This is a genomic window from Kitasatospora sp. NPDC096204, from assembly GCF_044763205.1.
Classification (GTDB): Bacteria; Actinomycetota; Actinomycetes; order Streptomycetales; family Streptomycetaceae; genus Kitasatospora.
Window position 1 is genome coordinate 334,026 of the sequence record NZ_JBIWFT010000001.1, and the last position, 18,656, is coordinate 352,681.

Annotated in this window: 13 protein-coding genes; all 13 read right to left on the bottom strand. The window is 73.8% G+C overall.

Annotated features, from left to right (window positions below; genetic code table 11):
* Nucleotides 1-28: 28 nt before the first annotated feature.
* Nucleotides 29-382 (bottom strand): hypothetical protein, encoded by a 354-nt coding sequence (locus ACIQ87_RS01130; protein ID WP_402399663.1) that lies wholly within the window; start codon nucleotides 380-382, stop codon nucleotides 29-31.
* Complete coding sequence (locus tag ACIQ87_RS01135) at nucleotides 382-1,026, bottom strand: hypothetical protein (RefSeq protein ID WP_402399666.1); 645 nt, start codon at nucleotides 1,024-1,026, stop codon at nucleotides 382-384. Before ACIQ87_RS01135 ends, ACIQ87_RS01130 begins: the two co-directional genes overlap by 1 nt.
* Nucleotides 1,026-1,583, bottom strand: a complete 558-nt coding sequence (locus tag ACIQ87_RS01140) for a HEAT repeat domain-containing protein (protein WP_402399669.1) — start codon at nucleotides 1,581-1,583, stop codon at nucleotides 1,026-1,028. Before ACIQ87_RS01140 ends, ACIQ87_RS01135 begins: the two co-directional genes overlap by 1 nt.
* Before the next feature lie 77 nt (nucleotides 1,584-1,660).
* Nucleotides 1,661-8,014 (bottom strand): DUF4157 domain-containing protein, encoded by a 6,354-nt coding sequence (locus ACIQ87_RS01145; protein WP_402399672.1) that lies wholly within the window; start codon nucleotides 8,012-8,014, stop codon nucleotides 1,661-1,663.
* Nucleotides 8,011-8,451, bottom strand: a complete 441-nt coding sequence (locus tag ACIQ87_RS01150; protein WP_402399675.1) for a hypothetical protein — start codon at nucleotides 8,449-8,451, stop codon at nucleotides 8,011-8,013. Before ACIQ87_RS01150 ends, ACIQ87_RS01145 begins: the two co-directional genes overlap by 4 nt.
* Entirely contained in the window at nucleotides 8,442-10,496 is a 2,055-nt protein-coding gene (locus tag ACIQ87_RS01155) for an ATP-binding protein (protein WP_402399678.1), read from the bottom strand. Before ACIQ87_RS01155 ends, ACIQ87_RS01150 begins: the two co-directional genes overlap by 10 nt.
* Before the next feature lie 18 nt (nucleotides 10,497-10,514).
* On the bottom strand, nucleotides 10,515-11,783 hold the full coding sequence (locus ACIQ87_RS01160; protein ID WP_402399681.1) for a DUF4255 domain-containing protein: 1,269 nt from the start codon (nucleotides 11,781-11,783) through the stop codon (nucleotides 10,515-10,517).
* A 34-nt stretch (nucleotides 11,784-11,817) separates the two neighbouring features.
* On the bottom strand, nucleotides 11,818-12,558 hold the full coding sequence (locus ACIQ87_RS01165) for a hypothetical protein (protein WP_402399684.1): 741 nt from the start codon (nucleotides 12,556-12,558) through the stop codon (nucleotides 11,818-11,820).
* Nucleotides 12,551-13,393, bottom strand: coding sequence for a hypothetical protein (locus ACIQ87_RS01170; RefSeq protein ID WP_402399687.1), 843 nt, complete (start codon nucleotides 13,391-13,393; stop codon nucleotides 12,551-12,553). Before ACIQ87_RS01170 ends, ACIQ87_RS01165 begins: the two co-directional genes overlap by 8 nt.
* A 10-nt stretch (nucleotides 13,394-13,403) precedes the next feature.
* Entirely contained in the window at nucleotides 13,404-13,928 is a 525-nt protein-coding gene (locus ACIQ87_RS01175; RefSeq protein ID WP_392870870.1) for a phage tail protein, read from the bottom strand.
* A 7-nt stretch (nucleotides 13,929-13,935) separates the two neighbouring features.
* Nucleotides 13,936-15,783: a phage tail sheath family protein gene (locus tag ACIQ87_RS01180; protein WP_402399690.1), complete on the bottom strand. Its 1,848-nt coding sequence runs from the start codon at nucleotides 15,781-15,783 to the stop codon at nucleotides 13,936-13,938.
* Nucleotides 15,784-16,010: 227 nt separating this feature from the next.
* Nucleotides 16,011-16,532 (bottom strand): hypothetical protein, encoded by a 522-nt coding sequence (locus tag ACIQ87_RS01185; RefSeq protein WP_402399692.1) that lies wholly within the window; start codon nucleotides 16,530-16,532, stop codon nucleotides 16,011-16,013.
* A 19-nt stretch (nucleotides 16,533-16,551) separates the two neighbouring features.
* Nucleotides 16,552-18,285 carry a peptidoglycan-binding protein gene (locus ACIQ87_RS01190; protein ID WP_402399695.1) on the bottom strand — a complete coding sequence of 578 codons (1,734 nt, stop codon included), beginning with the start codon at nucleotides 18,283-18,285 and terminating at the stop codon, nucleotides 16,552-16,554.
* Nucleotides 18,286-18,656: the final 371 nt, after the last annotated feature.

Here is an 18,656-nt window from a genome sequence, read left to right on the forward strand (position 1 = left end):
CGACCCGCCCCCCGTGACGGCCGAGGCCTCAGACACCCCCCACCCCCGGCACCCCGCCCGGCAGCGCGATGGTGATCCGCCGCCCCGGCGTCGCGGTCAACTCCCGTGGATCGAGCACCGGGTTGGCGTCGGCGATCCGCCACCACTGGTCGGCGCTGCCGAGGTAGCGGTAGGCGAGCAGATCGGGGCGGTCGCCGGCACCGACGACATGCTCGGTGAGCGGGGTCAGGCTGTCCGGGTTCGGCAGCAACCGCCGCCTCAGGTACGGCACCTGCCGCCCGTCCGGCTCCGTGTACAGCGCGACCGGGACGTCGTGGTACCGGCTGGTCGGCGGGTACGGCGAGGGCGCGGGCAGCGCGTTCAGCGGGTGGTCGGCGGTCATCACAGCCCCCCGCCCAGGCCGAGCGCGCTCAGCCGCCCGTCGGCCGCGGTGCCGACCAGCCGCTCCTGCTGCACCAGGTGCGCCAGGTAGAGTTCGGCTCCGCGGTGGCCGGCCGGCAGGTCGTTGACGGTCAGGACACGCAGGCCGATGGCGACGGTGGCCCTGATCGGGTTCAGGTCGATGTCGAACGCCTCCTCGGTGATGGTGAGTTCGGTCAACCGCACGGGCAGGATCCGCTTGCCGCCCCAGGTGAACAGCGTGAGCGGCGCCTCGACCGGCGTGATCTCCAGCGTCCCCACCGAGGCCAGCGCCTGGTTCGCCCGCAACTGCGAACTGGTCGGCTGCGCCAGCAACTCCAGCGCGGCCAACTGCGGATGGATGCCGTTCGGCGCCGGCACCTCCAACTGGTCCGTCGCGTCCAGCTCCGCGGTGAACTTCCACGTCTCCACCGCCGGCCCCTTCAGCCGCAACGCCTCCGTCCGGTCCCCACTCCCGTCCGCCCCCGCCACCTGCGGCGCCAACGACCGCTCCAGACTGTCCGGATTGAACTGCAGCACGACCACCCGCTGCGGCGTCCCGCGCAGCGCGTCGACGATGACCAGCCCGGCCCTGACCGGCCTGGGGGCGTCCGCGTACCCGGCCATCAGGAGTCTTCCTCCGGCCGGGCCGGCTCCTCCAGCAGCCGAAGGGCGATCCCCGCCTCGCGGACGACCTCGGGGTCCGCGTCGTGGGCGACCACGTCCGCCAGCGGCTCCCGGTACTCGGGCCACTCGGAGTACACCATGGCTTGAACCGCGGCCCGACGGACCCGGGGATCCTTGTGCCGGACCGCCTCCAGGACGCGCATGACCACGGAGCCCACCGCCCGCTTCGGGGATCCGGCGCCCAGGAGCAACACGGACCTCGCCTGCTCGATCGGGTAGACGCACACGTCGAAGTCGGTCTCCAGCTCGTCGACGCTCCAGAAGTCCAGCGCGGCCTCCAGTCGCGCCGACGCCTCCTGGACCCGCGCACCGTCGTCACCGGCGACGACCATGTACCGGGCGTCGACGAACTCGTCCGCGACGTAGTGCGCCGACAGGCCGCCGGGCAGTGACCACTTCGCCTCGTAGTGGGCCTGGGTCTCCGGATCCCGGGCGATGTCCCCTTCGTAGGTCCATCCGTCGGCCTCGGCGAAGGCCCGGATCTCGGCGTTGTCCACGGAATCGTGGAGAATCAAGCGCCGACCCGTGTGACGTCCGGTGGTCATCCACCCTCCAATTCGGTGCGTTCCAGGCCTCAGAGGCCGTAGATCTCGTAGATGTGAGCGCGGATGTGCGCGAACAGTCTCTCCTTGCCCTCGCTGCCCGCGAAGTCGAGCTCGAGCGTCGCGGCCCAGGCCTTGAGGAACGCCACCTCGCGTTCGGCCATGGCGTCGGCCTTGCGCGTGGTCCTCACTTCTCCCGTCCGGGCGGCCTCGCCCCAGGCGTGTTGGACGTAGGCCTGCTTCCAGGACTCCATCTCGGCGCGTGCCTTCGCCCGGTCCTCCTCGGACGCGTTCTTGTTGTTCATCACGGTCCGAACCTCCTTGCGCCTCTTGGCCGGTATCCCCTGGTTCGTGAGGAAGCGGGCCTGGCTGACGCCTGTCAGCTGCTGGAGCTCGGCCGGGCCGAGCCCCTCCTGCGCGGCGAGCGCCTGCATGCGTCGGGCGAGCACGTCGGAGTCGCTGGTCGAGGACTTCAACTCCTTGAACTTGAGGGCGAGATTGAGCTGGCGGGCCTCACTCTGCGCCCCCTTCGGTGCCAGCGGCAGTTTGTTGACGGCTTCGTCCAAGTTGGTCATTCCGGCGGCGCGCCGCTTCTTGTCGAACTTGCCGGAATCCTCCGTGGCGACCTTGTAGGCCATCGCCCGGTAGACCACGTCGCTGGGCGACCGGTTGTGCTCGACGGCACCGAGGGTGTGGAGGAACGTCCGCCTGCCTTCCGGGATGGCGTCCGCGCCCTCCGGTGCGGGGCCCCCGCCCAGATCGGCGAGCATCGCACGGGCGATCTTCTCCTGTTCCGGCCCCGACATGCCGTTGAACATGCTCGGATAGTCGTGAGGGAGCCGTTCGGCGGCGCTTCCGTGCGGCGAAACCACCTGGTTGCGTGGACTGTTGAACCCCTGTTTGAGTCCCACGGTCGCGCCGTTCGGGCCCTCGACCGTCTGGTAGCTCCCGTCCGGGAAGGCCAGCTTGCGGAACCTGTTCGCCATGGACACGGAATCGATCCTGTCGCCGGTGGATATCCGCTTGTTCTGCTGGTCGTACCCGATGTCCTCCGTGTTCTCCACGTGTCGTGACGAACCCCGGACCTCGTCCGCCACCGTGCGGATGAATTCCAGGAGTTCGGTGCGATCGAGCTCCACTCCCGCGACCGCGACCTTCTCCGGGTTCAGCAGCGCGCGGATGACGAACCGCGGGAGACCGCTCAGTTCGAGCCCGGTCAGCCGGTACCAGGCACGCAGCGCCCGCAGTACCGCTCCCAGGGCCTGCCTCCGGATCCCCTTGCCGAGGAGCCGCGTCAGACGCGGCTGCAGACGGGCCACGATCAGGTCGAGCCGCTGCTGCTTCGCCTGGGGCGAGTTCTCGTGGGCGCGGCGCTCGGCGCGCTGTTGTCGGCGCTTCTGCTGCCAGGCGCGGAGGCGGTCGCGTTGCCTGCGGTAGGCGTCGCGGATGCGGTGGGCGCCGTTGGTGAGGGCACGGCCGAGCTTGCTGTGGAGGAGCTTGCGGCCGAGGGTGCGGGCGGCGGTGCGGACGCGGTTGAGGGCGGCCTTGACGGTCTGGCGGGAGGCGTTGAGGGCGCGGCCGACGGGGGAGGTGGGCCGGCGGCGGGGGGTGGGCTTCGGGCGGGTGACCTCGCGGCGCGGGCGTCCAGGGGTGAGTGCCGGGGGCTTCGCGTGTTCGATGGTGTGCCGGGCGGGTCCGGTGCGGGCGGGGCGGGTGGCGGTCCGGCTGGGGGAGGGGCGCCGGCGGAGCGTCCGGGTGGCCCGGCGCAGGCTCGCCCGGGCCTTGTCGACGGCCCGGCCGGCTGCCTTGCGGGCGCCCTGGCCGGCCCTGGCCAGGCCCTTCAGGATCCGCTGGGCGATGCCCTTGAGCTTGGTGCCGACGGCCTTGCCGGCCCCCTTGAGCTTGCTGAGCAGGAAGTTGGAGATGAAGTCGAGCAGCGCGACCACGCCCGCCGCGACCGCGTCCGCGAACAGGCAGGCGGCCGATCCGGACTTGACGGCCTTGAGGAAGGCGACGAACTTCCCGATCGCGGCGATGATCTTGCTGATGGTGTTCCACGCCGCGACCAGGCCCTGGATGACGGCCATGATCGCACCGGCCGCCGGCACGATCATCGACACCAGCTTCTCGACGACGATCGAGACGATCATTCCGGGCAGCGCCGCCACGATCGCCTGCCAGGCCATCCGTCCGATCTGGGCCATCGAGATGCAGCCCTTGACCAGGACGTTGACGATGGTGGAGGTCAGGCCGACGACCGACTCCACCTTGTCGTTGAACCACTGCTTCACCGCGCTCTTGATCGCGCCCCACAGGTAGTGCTGGATGCCGTCGATCGCCGCGGTGCCGAGCTTCTTCAGCCACCCGCCCGGGTCGGGGGCGATGTCGCCGATCAGGGCCGCGAACTCGCCGAAGACCGCGATCGCCTTCTGCACGAAGTCGATGGCGTCCATCACCGCCTTGCGGACGGCCTCGATGGCGGCCTTCAGCCCCGCCTCCAGCGCGTCCAGCAGCGCGTTCAGCCCGGCCGCCAGCGCGTCGAGCAGCTTGTTGACGGCGTTCTTGAGCTTGTCGGCCCACTCGTTGACCTTGGCGACGGCCTTGTCGCGCCACTCCTCGATCTTCCTGCGGAACTTGTCCCGCAGTTCGGGGAAGGCCGCCAGCAGCACGTCGCAGATCTTGATCAGCGCGTCCGCGAGCTTGTCGATCAGGTCGACGGCGAACTTCCGCGCCTGGTCGATCGCCCAGTTCGCGAACTTCCGGAAGCCGTCGATGATGTCGTTGATCAGGCCGCGGAAGTAGTCGAAGACCTTGGTGACCGCCTCGACCAGCGCGTCGAAGGCCGCCTTGACCTTGGACTTGACCCAGCCCCACCAGCCCTCGGACTCCTCCTTCTTGCGGTCCTTCTCCTTCTGCGCCTTCTCCTCGGCCTCCTTCCGCTTGTCCTGGATCTTCTGGTTGTCCTGCTGCTGACGGTCCTGGACGTCCTTGTCGGCCTCGGTCCGCTTCCCGTCGATCTGCCCGGTCTTGTCCTTGTGCTCGGCGTCCGCGTCCCGGTCCGCGCCGGAGACCTTCCGGTCCTGCTCGGTGCGCCACTGCTCGCGCTCGGCCGTGACCTTCTCCGCGGCGTCGCCCCGCTCGCCGGCCTGGGCCTGGGCGTCGTCGGCGACCGCCTGGTCGATCTCGGCCTGGTTCTGCCGACGCGCGTCGGCCTCGCCCTGCTTCTGCTTGGCCTGTTCGGAGCCCAGCCGGCCCTGGCCCTCACCGACCGCGGCCTGGATCTGCGGCCCGCGCTCCTGCTGGGTGACGATGCCGATGCCCGGTTTGGTGTCGGCGGCGCGTCCGGCGCCGCCGCCCCCGCGCCTGCGGCCGCCGCCTGGTACGGAGGCGGTGAGGGTCTCCTTCGGCACGTCCGGGTAGATCCGGTCCTCGCCCATCGGCTTGGCGGCGTCCTCCCGGCCGACGCCGAGGATCCTGGCGGAGCTGTCCTTGAGCTTGCCCGCCTGCCGGTCGGTGCGAGCCGGGTCGCTCTCGCCGGTCAGTTCGACCCTGGGGGCCGGGCCGACGGTGGTGTTCAGCGCCGGGTCGGTCGAGGGAACCCCGTCGACGGCGCCCTGGACCTGCTGCACCTCCTGCGCCGAGACCTGGCCGCTCGCGTCGTCGGCGACGTGCGGATCGGCGACCCGGTCGGCGGGGTTGCGGCCCTCGACCTTCTTCTGCTCGGCCTGCTGCTGCCCGCCGTCCGCGCCCTCAGGACCGACCCGTTCCAGCCGCTCCGTCACCGCCTCGGCCGGCGGCGCGGCCTCGGGCGTGCCGGACTGGGTCTGTGGGGCTCCGGACGGGCGCTGGACGGCGGGCGGGGCCGCCTGCAGCCGGGCGTGCTGCTCGCCGACCGTACGGTCCACCGAACCGTCCACGCCGTCCAGCGTGGCGGCCATCTGATCGGGCGGCAGGCTCGCGGCGGTGGCGAGTGCGCCCTGGGGGTCCTGGCCGGAGACGTCGGGCGGGGCCGGCTTCTCCTGCTGCTCGGCGGGGGCTCCGGCGGCGCCCCCGGCCCCGGCCGCGCAGCCGCCTCCGGCGCCACCGGCGCCACCGTCCGGCTCCGCCTCGGTGGTGGGTTGCTGGGGGCCCGCGCAGGAGCCGCCGCCGGACTCCAGGGAGGCGTCCGGGGCGGGCTGGGCGGTGAGTCCGCCCGGCGCGTCGGACTGCTCGGCCGCCGGACCGGCGGCGGCGTCGGACGGTACGGCGGCGTCGGACGGTACGGCGGTGCCGGACGGTGCGGCGGTGGACGGCGCGGTGTCGGGCTCGGCCCCGGGCGCGCTCTCCGGGCCGTCGGCGCCGACCGGCCCTGCTCCGGTGGGGGCGGCGGTGTGTTCCCGGGTGCTCGGCTCGGGTGCGGAGGCGGGCTCTTCCGGCTGTTGTTCCTGTTGTTCGTGCTCTTCCTGCTGCTCGTGTTGCTCGTGTTGCGGCTCCGGGGTCGCGGCCGGGGCAGCAGCCTGACCCTGGGCCGGATCGGGGCCCACCTCCTGCTCGACCGGCTGCTCCGGCTGGAGGTCACGGCTGCCGCGGTCCTCGGCCTCCGCAGCCTGCCCGGCGGGCCCGTCCTGCCCCGTCGTTCCGGCCTCCGCGGCGGGGGCAGGCTCGGGCGAGGCCGCCTGCTCCTCGTCGCTCTCCGGCCGGCTCGCCCGCTCCTCCTGGACCTCCTCGGCCTTGGTCGCGGGCGGCTCGGGGAGCGCCGGTGCCTCGGTGTCCGCGGCGGGCGCGCCGTCCGCCGACCGCGGGATCCGCTCGACGGTCGGGACGGCGGACACGTCGGGGTCCGACGTGGGCAGGAAGTCGGCGGGCCCCAGCTCCGGCTCGGCGGCCGACTGCGGCTGCTGCTCCCGGTCCGCGCCGGGGGTGTCGTGGACCTCGGCCTCCGCGTCGGGCTCCATGCCCAACGGCCGTTCCTCGTCCCGGGTTTCGTCCTGTGGTTGGTCGTCCTTGAGCAGTCCGTGCCGGGCGAGCGGGCTGTCCGGGGCCTGTGCGATCGCGTCCAGGCGCTCGGGTTTGACGGGCGCGGGCTGCGGCGGCGCGACGGCGGCCGGCTCCTTCGGGGTCGTACCGGCCGAGGGCTGGGCGGGGGCCTCCGGCTGCCCGGCTTCGGGCGCCCCGGTCACGGGGGCGGCCGCCGCCTGGTCCGCCTCCTCCACCGCGGCGGGGGCCTCCGATGCCGCCTCGGGGGCCGTCGCGGACGCCTCCGGGCCGGCCTCGGGCTGCCCCGTCGGTGGTGCACTCTGCGGCGTACTCTGCGGCGCCTGCCCGTCCTTGCCGTCCGCGGGCGGTGCTTGCCGTTCCTCCTGCCGCCTCGGGCCCTGCTCGGCGCCCGCTTCGCCGTCCTGGTCCTTGCCGTCCCGGTCCTTGCCGTTCTGGCCCTTGCCGTTCTGGCCCTTGGGGTGCTTGCGCCGTCCCCTCGGGCCGTCCGTCCGGTCCGCCTCCTGGTCCGGCTGCCGGTCCTGTGCCTGCCCCGGCTGGTCGGCTCGTTCCTCGCCGGTCAGCTCCTCGTCGCCGCTCCGCTCGTCGCCGGTCCGCTCGGCGGCCCCGGTGACCGGCTCGGGCGTCTGCGCGCCGTCGATGTCGGCCGGGCGGTGCTCGGCGGCCTCGACCAGCTCCAGCACCCGGGTGTAGTCCGAGGAGGGCATCCGGTCCGCCAGCCGGGCGAGCACGGACTCCTGCAACTCCGGTGCGAAGCGAGCGAGTTGCAGGCGGACCCGGCCGGAGGAGTCGGTCGGGTCGCCGCGCAGCGAGCGCAGGATGCCGGCCGCCAGCCGCTCGACCAGGGTGGCCGGGTCGAGCCGCTCGGTGCGGAACCGGTCGGCGTCGACGGTCGCGTAGCGGAGCCAGCCCGGCGTGGCACCCGGTGTGGCACCCGTCGCCGCCGCCGTCGGCCGATCGGCGCGCGCGCCGTGTTCCGCCTCCTGTTCGATCGCGTCCAGCGGCAGGCTGACCGCGCCCAGGTCACGCCCGGCCCGCAGCGCGCCGAGCGGGTTCGGCGCCTGGACGGTGTGCAGCAGCTCGTGGGTGAGCAGCCGTCGGCCGTCCTCGGCGGCCGGCCGGTACTTGCCCTCGCCGAAGAAGAGGTCCGGGCCGACGGCGACGGCGTCCGCGCCGATCAGCTCGGTCAGCGCGGCGGAGTCCCGGTCGGTGTGCACCCGGACCCGGCTGAGGTCGTGTCCGAGCCGCGCCTCCAACTCCCGGCGCACGCCCGGGTCGAGCGGTTGGCCGGCGCCGGAGACGATCTCCTTCGGCTCGGGCGTGCGGGCCTTCGGCGTCCGGGTCCTGCGCCGCGCCGCGCCCTGCCTGGTGTCCGGCGTGGAGTCCTTCGCGGTGGCGGTGGGTCGCGTCATGTCCGCCCCCGTCCCGGCGGCCGGGCACCGCCGGATCGCCCTGACCGTCCGGACAGCCCGGACAGCCCGCTGTGCACGGCGCGGGCGAGGGCCTCGCCGAGCCGCTGCGGCGAGGCGCCCGCCGGCAGCGGAGGCAGCCCGGAGAGCACGTCCAGCATGCGGTCGCCGCCGACCGCGAGCGGCACGCCGCGCGCCTCGACCAGGCGGGTCAGTTCGCTCCGGAACGCCGCCGCCAGCCGGTCGTGGTCGATCCGCGCGAAGCCGTCGAGGACCAGCTCACCGATCTCGACCTCGATCCGCCCCACGCCCCCGCGCTCGGCCCGCCCGGCGCCCTCACGCTCGGCCCGCCCGGCGCCCTCAGACCTGGTGCCCTCACGCCCGACGCCCTCGGGCCCGACGCCGCGCCGCCCCGTCTCCGCCCCCTCGGTCAGATCCATCCGCCGACCTCCGAGGGCGTCAGCGAGCGCTCCAGCTTCAGGTACTCGGTGCGCGCGGCGGCCAGAAGGTGCCGCATCTGCATCGGGCAGCCCTCGTCGGCGGCCTGGAAGGCGGCGGACAGCGCGATGTTGCGGATGGAACCGCCGGCCACCGTCAGCTGGGCGAGCCGCTGCGGATCGATGCCCTCGCTGGGGGTCTGCTCGGGGATGACCCGCCGCCAGATCTCGGCCCGCTCCGGCACCCCGGGGAACGGGAAGTCGACCACGAACCTGATCCGCCGCATGAACGCCGGGTCCAGCGCCTTCTTCATGTTGGTGGTGAGCACGGCCAGGCCCCGGTAGGCCTCCATCCTCATCAGCAGGTAGCTGACCTCGAGGTTGGCGTAGCGGTCGTGGCTGTCCTTGATCTCGCTGCGCTTGCCGAACAGCGCGTCGGCCTCGTCGAACAGCAGCAGCGCGCCGCCGCGTTCGGCCGCGTCGAAAACCCGTCGGAGGTTCTTCTCGGTCTCGCCGATGTACTTGCTGACGACCTGGGAGAGGTCGATGACGAACAGGTCCACGCCGAGTTGCCCGGCCACGACCTCGGCCGCCAGCGTCTTCCCGGTGCCCGACCCGCCGGCGAACAGCGCGGTGACGCCGAGGCCCCGGCGTAGCACGGACTCGAACCCCCACTCCTGGTAGACCGTGCCGCGCCGGCGGACGTGGGCGACGATCTCGCGCAGCGTCGCGCGCTGGCGCTCCTCCAGCACCAGGTCCTCCCAGTCGGCGCGCGGTTCGACCCGCCGGCCCAGCTCCTCCAGGGACATCCGGGCCTCCACCAGTCCGGCCTGCCACGCCAGCGGGCTGACGTCCCGACCGTCCTCGGCCGCCCGCCGGGCCGTCGCCGCGGCCGAGCGGATCACATGGCCGGGCAGGGAGAACTGCGCGGCCAGCGACCGGAGTTCTCCCTCGGTGACGCCCGGCGCACCGTCCAGCGCCGCGCCCCAGATCGCCAGCTGCTCCTCGGGGCCGAGCGGGGGCACCGTCAGCCGGGCGCGGTCCGACACCCCCGCCGGCGGGGGCTCGTCGCCGGACACCACCAGCGGCACCCCCAGGCTCGCCAGGAAGGCCTCCGTACCGTTCGGGGTCGGCCGGCGCTCCCCGCCCGGCTCCCCGCCCTCGACCAGCAGCGCGGCCGGGATCAGGATCGCCTCCCGCTGCCACAGCCGGGCGAGTTGCTCGCGCTCGGCGGGCTCGGTGGGCAGGTCCTCGCGGTGGGCGGCGTAGAGGCCGAGCCCGGCGCGGTGGGCCGCCGCCGCCGCGATCTCCCAGCGGGTGCGGCGGTCGGCGCCGGTCAGTTCGGTGTGCGGCGGGCCGGTCAGCCCGGCCGCCGTCCACCCGTGTGCCAGCTCGGCCGCGCACCGCTCGTGCGGGCCGGGCAGCTCGCCGGGTGGCCCGATCCGGGTGAGCAGCCCGTGCAGCCGCACGTCCAGGTACGGCACGCCGACCAGGAAGTGCAGCACCCGCTCGTCGATCCGCAGTCGGGAGGCGGTGAGCGCCGTCTCGTCGTCCAGCTCGACCAGCCGGAAGCGGCGCAGCGGGGCCACCGGGGTGAGCGCGCTCCAGTGCGGCTGGTCCAGGGCGGCGAGGGCGAGCGAGAAGGTCGGGTACGCGCGCCCCGGGTCGCCGCCCGCCGCGGCGCAGCGGGCGGCGGCGGTGGGGTCGATCACGGGGGCGGCGGCCAGCACGAGGACGTCGCGCTCGAACGGGGTGAGCCCGAAGGAGGCGCTGAGCGCGTCCAGGGCGGTGGCGGCCGGTCGGCGCCCACCCCGGCGGCCGGCAGCGGTGGACGGCGTGGGTTTGCCGGCCGCCGCGGGCGCGCCGGACGATTCCGGCCCGGGCTCACCGGACGCCGTCGGCCCGGACCCGCCGGACGCCGCCCGGTCGGTGCGGCCCGCCGCGTGCGCGTCGAGCCGTTCGAGGACGGCGGCGACCGCGGCCGACAGCGACCGCAGGTGCGCATCGTCCGCCGGGCCGTCGCGGCCCTGCCTCCGGCGCGTGCTCATCTCTCCCCCGTCCTGCGGTCAGTGCGTCAGGTCCACGACGGGACCGGCGAAGGACCCGTCGGCGGACACCGTCAACTCGCTCGGCACGCCGTCCACTTGGACCCGGGCCAGGTACGCCGTCGGGCGCACGCCGACGACCGGCACCCGGACGGTGAACGGGTCGGTGCGCGGCTGCGGCGGCGCGGGCGCGCGGAACTGGTGGCCGGCCCCCGGCCGTCCGGCGGGCGGGTTCAACTCGTCCAGCAGCAGCAGGACCTGCTGGTCGTCCCGGAGTGGCAGGTCCAGTCGGACGTCCAGCCGGGCCGACACCCCGGCCGGTCCGTCCGTGCGGCCCGCCGTGCCGATCGGCGCGACGATCCGCGGCTGCCGGGCGAAGGTCTGCGCGTTGGACTCCACGGCGAGGTGGTCGGCGGCGGGCCGGCCGTCCAGCGCCAGTCCGTGCAGCACCTGCACCTGGTACACCCCGGGCGGCAGGTCCTCCGGTACGGCGACGACCAGCCGGTCGTCCCGGACGCCGCCGGGGCCGACCGCCACCCGCCGCTCGCCGATCCTGGCCACGACCAGGTCCGCGCGCAGGCCGGAGCCCTCCACCACCAGCTCCCGGTCCTTGGTCACCGGCCCTTCCCCGGGGGCGCCCGCGGACCCGGCCGGCCGGGAGAGCACCCGCTCGACGACCGGCCCGCGGGACGGCACGGCCCGCACCGTACGGCGCAGCACCGGCTTGCCGGCCACCGGGTCGGTCCTGCCCTCCACGAGGACGGCGGTGGCCTGGTAGACCACGGACAGTGCGTACGGCGTCTGGAGCAGGGTGCTCCACAGCTTGGACAGCTCCTCGAGGTCCATCGTGGTGGGGGTGAAGCGTACGCGCTGTGGCGAGGCGGCCAGGTCCGTCCCGACCAGGTACGGCTGGGAGGCCGCCTCGTCGATCAACTGCCGGGACAGCGCCGGCTGTTCGGTCAGTGCCCGGACCACGCAGCCGAGCAGTCGCTGCCCGACCAGCTGGCTCTCCTCGCCGTAGCAGCTGATCAGGTAGTGCAGGTCGAGGGCGGCGGTCGGCCGGGCGAGCACGGTGCCGTCCGTCGCGCGGGTGGGCGCGTCGCGGTTGCGCAGCGCGGCGTTGGGCGTGACCTGGTAGAGGAAGACGGTGATGGTCGGGTCGGCGGGCGGCTCGGTGAGCGGCCTGCGGGTGCCGACCTCCACCGCGAAGGGGATGTCGGGCGAGAGCGCGCGGGTGATGAGCAGCCGCAGGGCCTCGCTCACGGTCGCGATCGCGAGGTGGTTGCTCATGGGGCCCACTCCCTCGACGCGCCCACCCGCCCGGTCATGACGGCTCCCGGTTGAGGTACCTGCCCAGGTCGAGGGCCGGGGCCGGGCGGGCCGCCGCCGGCCTGCGCGGTCCGACCGGGGTGCGCTCGGCGGCCCTGACCTCGACCCGCCCGATCCGGACCCGCACCACCCGCTCGACCGGCCGCTGCCGGCCGCTGGTCCCCGTCCCGGGCGCGTGGCCCAGGGCGGCCGTCAGGGCGGCCCGCCGTCCGGACGCCGGTGCGACGGCGGGCCGCACCGATACGGGCGGTGCCCCTGCCGTCCGGGGGGCGGCCGTCCGGGACGGAGCGGTGCCGGGCGGCGCGCTGCCGGCCGGCGGGGCCGCCGGGCGGGCGGCCCCCGCTCGCAGCACCGGCTCGACGGCCGGCGCGGCGGCGGCGATCGGTGGCGCGACCAGCAGCGGCGTGCGCGGCAGCGGAAGGACGGGTGCGGCGGCCGGCCGGTCGTCGTGGGCCGCGTTCCGGGGCGCTCCCTCGGCCGGGGCCGGACGTGGTGCCGCCGTCGGCCGGGGGAGCGGTGCGGCAAGCGGCCGCAGTTCCGGCCGACCGGGTGCGGCCGACTCCCCGTCGACGTCCGGCCGGTCCGGACCGAGACCGTCGATCCGTTCGAACGGCCCCGGCAGGCGCGGCCGCACGCGCACCACGCCCTCGGACCCGGCCTCGGAGCCGGATTCGGACCCGGAACCGGCCCGGTCCCGGGCGCCCTTCGCGACCAGGCGGTCGAAGTGGTCAGGCATCTGCACACAGCTCCAGGTAGTAGCGGCGCCGCAGCGGGCTGAGCGCCAGGATCTCCGCCTCGCTCCAGCCGTAGGCGGTGGCCAGGAGATGGACGTCGAGCAGGGTCGCCCGGGCCCAGTCGTCCAGCTCCTCCCAGAGGTAGGAGGCGATGTCCAGCTCGGCGAGGGCCTGCCGGCCGCACTCGGGACAGCTGAGGTTCAGCCGGACGTCCGCGCACGGGTCGGCCGCGGCGGCCGCCTCGGCGATGCGCCGCTGGACCGCTTCGGGGAGCCGCCGGGCGGCCACCGGCTCCCCGCCGTGCTCGGCGGTCAGCACGCACCGCTCCAGCAGGACGGCCCTGCCCTGGCCCGCGGGGGCCTGTTCGGCGGCGGCCACGTCACCGGGGGTGGGCAGCCGGAAACCGACCCGCCAGCCGTCCAGTTCCACCCGCAACGGCCCGGCGCCGCCCGACTCCGCGGCGCCGCCCGACTTTCCAGCGGCGCCCGACTCCGCGACGCCGCTCGACTCCCCGGCGCCGCCCGACTTTCCAGCCTCGCCCGACTTCCCGGCACCGACCGACGACGCCGAACCGACCAACTGCCGGGCGTCGAAGGCGAACTCCATCTCCTCCGCACAACCCGGGCAGCCGACCAGCACGTTCAGCTGCTCGCCGAACAACTCCACGCGCAGGCCGAACAGTTCGGCGTCCCGCTCGCCGAGCGGTACGGCCAGCAGCTCCGCCGTCCCCGCCCCGGGGCGGGCGACGGTGTGCAGCAGCAGGGCCCGCCCGCTGCGGCCGGCCGCCAGTCCGGCCTCCCAGGTGGCCAACAGGGCGGCCTGCCCGGCGAGTTCCATCGGTCCCCGCTCAGGCCGGCTGCTGGAACGACGGCTCTTCCGGTTCGGGCGTCTCGTCGTCCCGCTCCCAGCCCTCCACTTCCAGCTTGAGGCTCTGGATCGCCACCGCGTTGGCGTTGGCGTCCAGTTCGCCGAGCACCTGGTACTCGCTCGGCCAGGCGCGGTACAGCTTGTGGGCGACCGCCACCTGGCCGGCCTCGTTGAGCACCTGGATCACCAGGTCCTTGCGGAAGTCCCGGAGCGAGACCTCCGCCCCGCGGCCCGCGCCGACCATCCAGACCTTGTTGGCCCAGCGGTCGAACTCCGGGTCGTGGGTGACGCCGCGCTCCAGGGTGACCGCCTCGAAGTCCGTGCGGCCCGGCGACTTCCGCGGTGCGCTCGGATCGCCCCCACTGCGGTGCTTCACCACCTCGGTGGTGCGCTTGAGCGGGCTGACCTTGCTGACCCCGGCGACGACCCGGCCGTCCCAGACCACCAGGAACTTGAAGTTCTTGTAGGGGTCGAACCGGTGCGGATTGACGGTGAACTCGACCATGGAGATCCTAAACCTCGAACTGTCCGGCGAGCTGCTCGATCTTGACGATCACGAATTCCGCCGGCTTGAGGGGCGCGAATCCGACCACGACGTTCACCACACCGCGATTGATGTCGTCCTGCGTGGTGGTGTCCTTGTCGCACTTCACGAAGTAGGCCGAGCGCGCGGACGTGCCCTGGAACGCGCCCTGCTGGAACAGCGAGTGCAGGAACGCGCCCACGTTCAGCCGGATCTGCGCCCACAGCCGCTCGTCGTTGGGCTCGAACACGACCCACTTGGTGCCGCGGTAGAGGCTCTCCTCCAGCATCAGCGCGAGTCGCCGCACCGGGACGTACTTCCACTGCGAGCCGAGCACGTCGGCGCCGGCCATCGTCCGGGCGCCCCACACCACCGGGCCCACCACCGGGAACGTCCGCAGGCAGTTCACCGCGAGCGGGTTCAGCAGGCCGTTCTCCCGGTCCGTCAGCGGGACGGTCAGCGCGCGCACCCCGGGCAGACCGGCCTCGGTGCCCGCCGGCGCCTTCCACACGCCCCGCTGGCCGTCGGTGCGCGCCATCACGCCGGCGATGGTGCCCGACGGCGGGAAGCTGCGCAGCCGGCCGGTGAGCGGGTCGACCAGTTCCAGGTGCGGGAAGTACAGCGCCGCGTGGTCGCTGCGCACCGAGTCGAAGGCGGCCAGCCCCGTCCGGGCGGCGTCCAGCGTCGTCCACGCCTGCGGCGAGTCGACGATCAGGAACATCCGCTTCTCCGCGCAGAGCGCCTGGGCGGCCGAGACGACCGTGACGGCGTCGTCGACGTTGGCGTAGCCGGCCAGTTCCGGCAGCACCAGCAGGTTGACGTCCTGCACGTCGCGCAGGGCCTGGATGCCGGTCTTGGCCGCCTCGCTGCCGATCAGGTCGGTCAGGCCGGGCGCTGCGCCGTCCTGGCCGCCGGCGAGGGCGAGGACCGGCGGGCTGACCGAACCCTCCAGTCCGAGGTTGTTGGCGGCCTCGCCGAGGAAGCGGACCACGTCGGCCGGGTCGGTGGAGCCGGCGACGACCTGGAGCTGCCGGCCGAACACGCTCACCCGGGTGCCCGCGAAGACCCGGCTGCCCGGGGCGTCGGGCAGCGCGCGCAGTTTGCGCTCCAGCAGCAGGGCGAGTTCGGGGACGGTGGTCGGCGCGGCGCCGTCCATGGCCGGGTCGTGGATCCGGACCGTCCGCGACACGTCGCCGATCTTGACCTGGATCTCGTGGGTGAGGTCCGGCAGGGTGGCCGCGAACGGCTTGGAGACGGTGCCCACCGGGTCCGGCCGGCTCGCCGCCAGGACCTTCACCCGGACGACCGTCGAGCCGCTGTTCACCACCGTCTCGGCGAACCGGGGGCTGGTGTCCCGGACCGACAGGTCGGTGAAGGACTCCCGGACGGCGCCCGAGGTGTCGAAGACCTGGAGGTTGAAGGTCTCGGCCGGGGTCGGCGTCAGGTAGTCCACGGCGACCCGCAGTGCCGCGCCCCAGAGCCCCGGCTCGACGGCCGTGACCTCAAGGGCGGGGGTGGCGGTGGAGGTCTGCGTCGACTGGAGCGTGACGGCCGCGGCGGCGCCGGTCCCGGCCGCCGCGACCCGGACCACGACGCCGATCGATCCCCCGTTGAGGAAGAACTGCTGGACGGCGTAGCTGACCGGGCTCTGGCTCGCGAGCCCGCCGAAGCGGCGCTCGAAGTCCGCGAAACTGGTGACGGTGACGGGCTGGTCGAGCGGGCCGCGCCGGGTCGCCCCGACGAAGGCGGTCACCGAGGTGCTCACCGCGGTGATGGTACGGACGCCGCTGGGAAGCTCTTCGATGTAGACGCCCGGGTAGGTCGGTGTCGTCGGCAAATTCCCCCTCCGTTCACTTCGTGCATCAAGGGACCCGGGAAAGTGATTCGAACCGGATTGCGGGTATGCCGCGCGGTCCCGATGCATCGGTGGCAGGCTCAGTCTCATATTCGGGTGACTACACGTCAAGACCCGAGCAGGAAAGGCAAATTGTATTACTGCACTAATTGGGCCGGGGGGCGCGGAATCGGCGACTCACGCCCCCTGCCGATGCCCGGCGCGGCCGGTCAGCCGCCTTCGGGGAGGTTCCGGTAGTCGGGTCTTGCCGCCGGGGGATCCGCCGGCTCGGGTGTCGGCGCGGGGGTGGGCGGCGCCGGTTCGGGCGCCGGTTCGGGCGTGGGTGCCGGTACCGGTGCGGGCGCCGGCACGGGTGCGGGCTCGGGCACGACCGGCGCAGTGGCTGCCGTCGGCGCGGGAGCCGGTCTGGGGGCCGATTCGGGCTCCGGCGTGGGAGTTGACTCGGGGCCCGATCCGCGGCCCGAACCGGGGTCCGACGTGGGGGCCGACCCCGGGGCCGCCGTCTGGTACGACGGCGGCCGCGCGGCCCCCAGGAACCAGCCCCAGGACGCGCCGAACCGGTGCTCCAGGAACCGGAACGCCGCGTAGTAGGCCGTGCCGAAGCCGGTGACCAGGGCGGAGGTGGCGGAGGCGTTGTCCAGGTGGATGCCGAGCCGCGCGGCCTGCACCACGAGGAAGGCGACGATGTAGGGCACGCACGTGCGCCACAGGGACAGGGCGATTTGGTACATCGGTCCTCCTCGACCGACGTCAGTCGGCGACCGTGAAGCCGTGCGCCTGGCCGAGCCGGGTCAGCGAGTTGATGCCGGGGATGCCGTCCGCCTGCTGCCCGCTGTACCCGTACCGGCGCTGGAGGGCGGAGTAGGCGTCGATGGTCCTGGTGCCGAACGAGCCGTCGGCCCACTGCCGGTCGAGCAGCCCCTCGGCGACGAGGGCCCGCTCCACCGTGTACACGTCGTCCGCGTGGGTGGTGGCGCCCTGGGGCGCGTCCGGGTCCTGACGGGCCGCCGCGACCACGTTCGACTTCGACACCTGGGCCAGCGGGACCGCTCCGCCGAGCAGCCGGCGCAGCGAGGCCTCGCCGGGCACGCCGTCCGCGTCCCCTCCGGAGTAGCCCAGACTGCGCTGGTAGTCGGCGTAGTTGAGGGTGTCGGCGTCGGTCCAGTCCGGGCCGGGGCCCTGGCTGTAGTGCGAGCCGAAGCCCGCCGCCGACAGCGCCTCGCCGACGAGGGTGACCTGCGGACCGTGCGCGCCGTAGCCGTACGCCAGCCCGCCGACGTTCTTCTGGTACCGGGCCGGGGTCGGGTCCGGCTGCGGGGCGGGCTGCTGGGGCGCGGTGACCACCGTCCCGGACGGGCGCGGCGCACCCGACGTCACCCAGGCGTACAGCGCCGGGCCGGGGCAGTCGGTCGAGTAGCCGTCCTGGTGCCCCTTGATCTCCGGACCGGCCGGGCCCTGCCGCTGGCAGTACTCGATGGCGTCCCGCAGCCCGTTGAGCTGGTCCGGGGTCGGCTCGGTCGACCCGGAGGAGCCGACCAGTCCGCACACCGCGTAGTGCGCCTCGTTGAGCGGGACGTCCCCGTTGGCGCTGTTGCGCCGGTTCAGGCCCCGGCCCTCGAACACGACGCCGTGCTCGCAGACCACGAAGCTGTAGCCGATGTCCGACCAGCCGTCGTCGTCCATGTGCGAGGCCTGGAGGCGCCGCACGTAGGCCGGGCAGGAGTCGTGGGTGGAGAAGGTGTACGCCGTGCCCAGGTAGTGCACCTTCACCCCGGCGCGCGGACCGGCGTACGGGATCGAGCCGTTGGGCTCACGCCAGGCCCGCGCGCCCCACTGGTCGCGGTTCACCAACTGCAGCCCCGGCCAGTCGGGCTGCTGCGGCACGGGGTCCGGCGCCGGCGTGGGCGGCTCGGGCGCCGGGGCCTGGCCGGCCCCGGCCCACGCCTTCAGCTCGTCCAGCGAGCCGTTGAACACGTTGGTGTCGAGCGGGTCGTCGGTGTACTGGTGGAAGCGCCAGGACGCCTGGATGCGCGGCGAACCCGCGGACACGTAGTCCGCGATCCACAGGAAGTCGCCCGCGTTGTCGTCGGTCCTGAACCAGTAGTCCCGGTTGGTGTAGAGCCCGACCAGATGGTCCGGGTAGCGCTGCTTGACCGCCGCCAGCCACTGGTTCTTCGCCGCCGTCGCGTCCCCGTCACCGACCGACTGCCCGTACGGCTCGAAGTCCAGCACCAGCAACTCACCCGCGGGGATCCACCCCACCACCCGGCAGAAGTGCTCCACCTCACCGTCGACCGGGTTCTCCACGTGCAGGAAGTGGTAGTGCCCGACCACCAGCCCCCGCCCCCGCGCGTCCGCCACCTTGGAGGCGTACCCCGACTGCTCGGTGTGCCCGCCCTCGGTGGCCTTGATGAAGACGAACTCCGCATCCCCCGGAATGCCCGACTGGAAGTCGGAGACGTCATAACCCTTCGCGTATGCCATCAGGAAGCTCCCCCTTCGCGCCGATGGCAGCCACGGCCGGACCGGCCCCGTACTGGGGCACACGACACCGGCCAGAGCGTCATGTCCACTCCACAGTACAACCGAAGAAAGGTCAACTCTCTTTTTTCCCAAGGATCTTGAATTTCCCGAAAATTCCTCGCACGGCCCGCCCCCGGACCGTGCCACTGGCAATTCCACCGACGCGTGAGGGAACGGTGATGGTTTGTCACAGGATTGCCATCCGAATCCGCCGGAATGGCCCCAACCGGATGCGAGCCGCTTCCCCATTCCACCGCCTGCCCGCCCCTCCGGACCACCGGGGCTCTTCCGCCCAGCCCCGGAGTCCGCACCGCCCTTCCCGGCAGACTCCC

Coding starts and splice junctions, on each gene's coding strand:
- ACIQ87_RS01130 (WP_402399663.1), bottom strand. CDS start 382: ATGACCGCCGACCACCCGCTGAACGCGCTGCCCGCGCCCTCGCCGTAC.
- ACIQ87_RS01135 (WP_402399666.1), bottom strand. CDS start 1,026: ATGGCCGGGTACGCGGACGCCCCCAGGCCGGTCAGGGCCGGGCTGGTC.
- ACIQ87_RS01145 (WP_402399672.1), bottom strand. CDS start 8,014: ATGACGCGACCCACCGCCACCGCGAAGGACTCCACGCCGGACACCAGG.
- ACIQ87_RS01150 (WP_402399675.1), bottom strand. CDS start 8,451: ATGGATCTGACCGAGGGGGCGGAGACGGGGCGGCGCGGCGTCGGGCCC.
- ACIQ87_RS01155 (WP_402399678.1), bottom strand. CDS start 10,496: ATGAGCACGCGCCGGAGGCAGGGCCGCGACGGCCCGGCGGACGATGCG.
- ACIQ87_RS01160 (WP_402399681.1), bottom strand. CDS start 11,783: ATGAGCAACCACCTCGCGATCGCGACCGTGAGCGAGGCCCTGCGGCTG.
- ACIQ87_RS01165 (WP_402399684.1), bottom strand. CDS start 12,558: ATGCCTGACCACTTCGACCGCCTGGTCGCGAAGGGCGCCCGGGACCGG.
- ACIQ87_RS01170 (WP_402399687.1), bottom strand. CDS start 13,393: ATGGAACTCGCCGGGCAGGCCGCCCTGTTGGCCACCTGGGAGGCCGGA.
- ACIQ87_RS01175 (WP_392870870.1), bottom strand. CDS start 13,928: ATGGTCGAGTTCACCGTCAATCCGCACCGGTTCGACCCCTACAAGAAC.
- ACIQ87_RS01185 (WP_402399692.1), bottom strand. CDS start 16,532: ATGTACCAAATCGCCCTGTCCCTGTGGCGCACGTGCGTGCCCTACATC.
- ACIQ87_RS01190 (WP_402399695.1), bottom strand. CDS start 18,285: ATGGCATACGCGAAGGGTTATGACGTCTCCGACTTCCAGTCGGGCATT.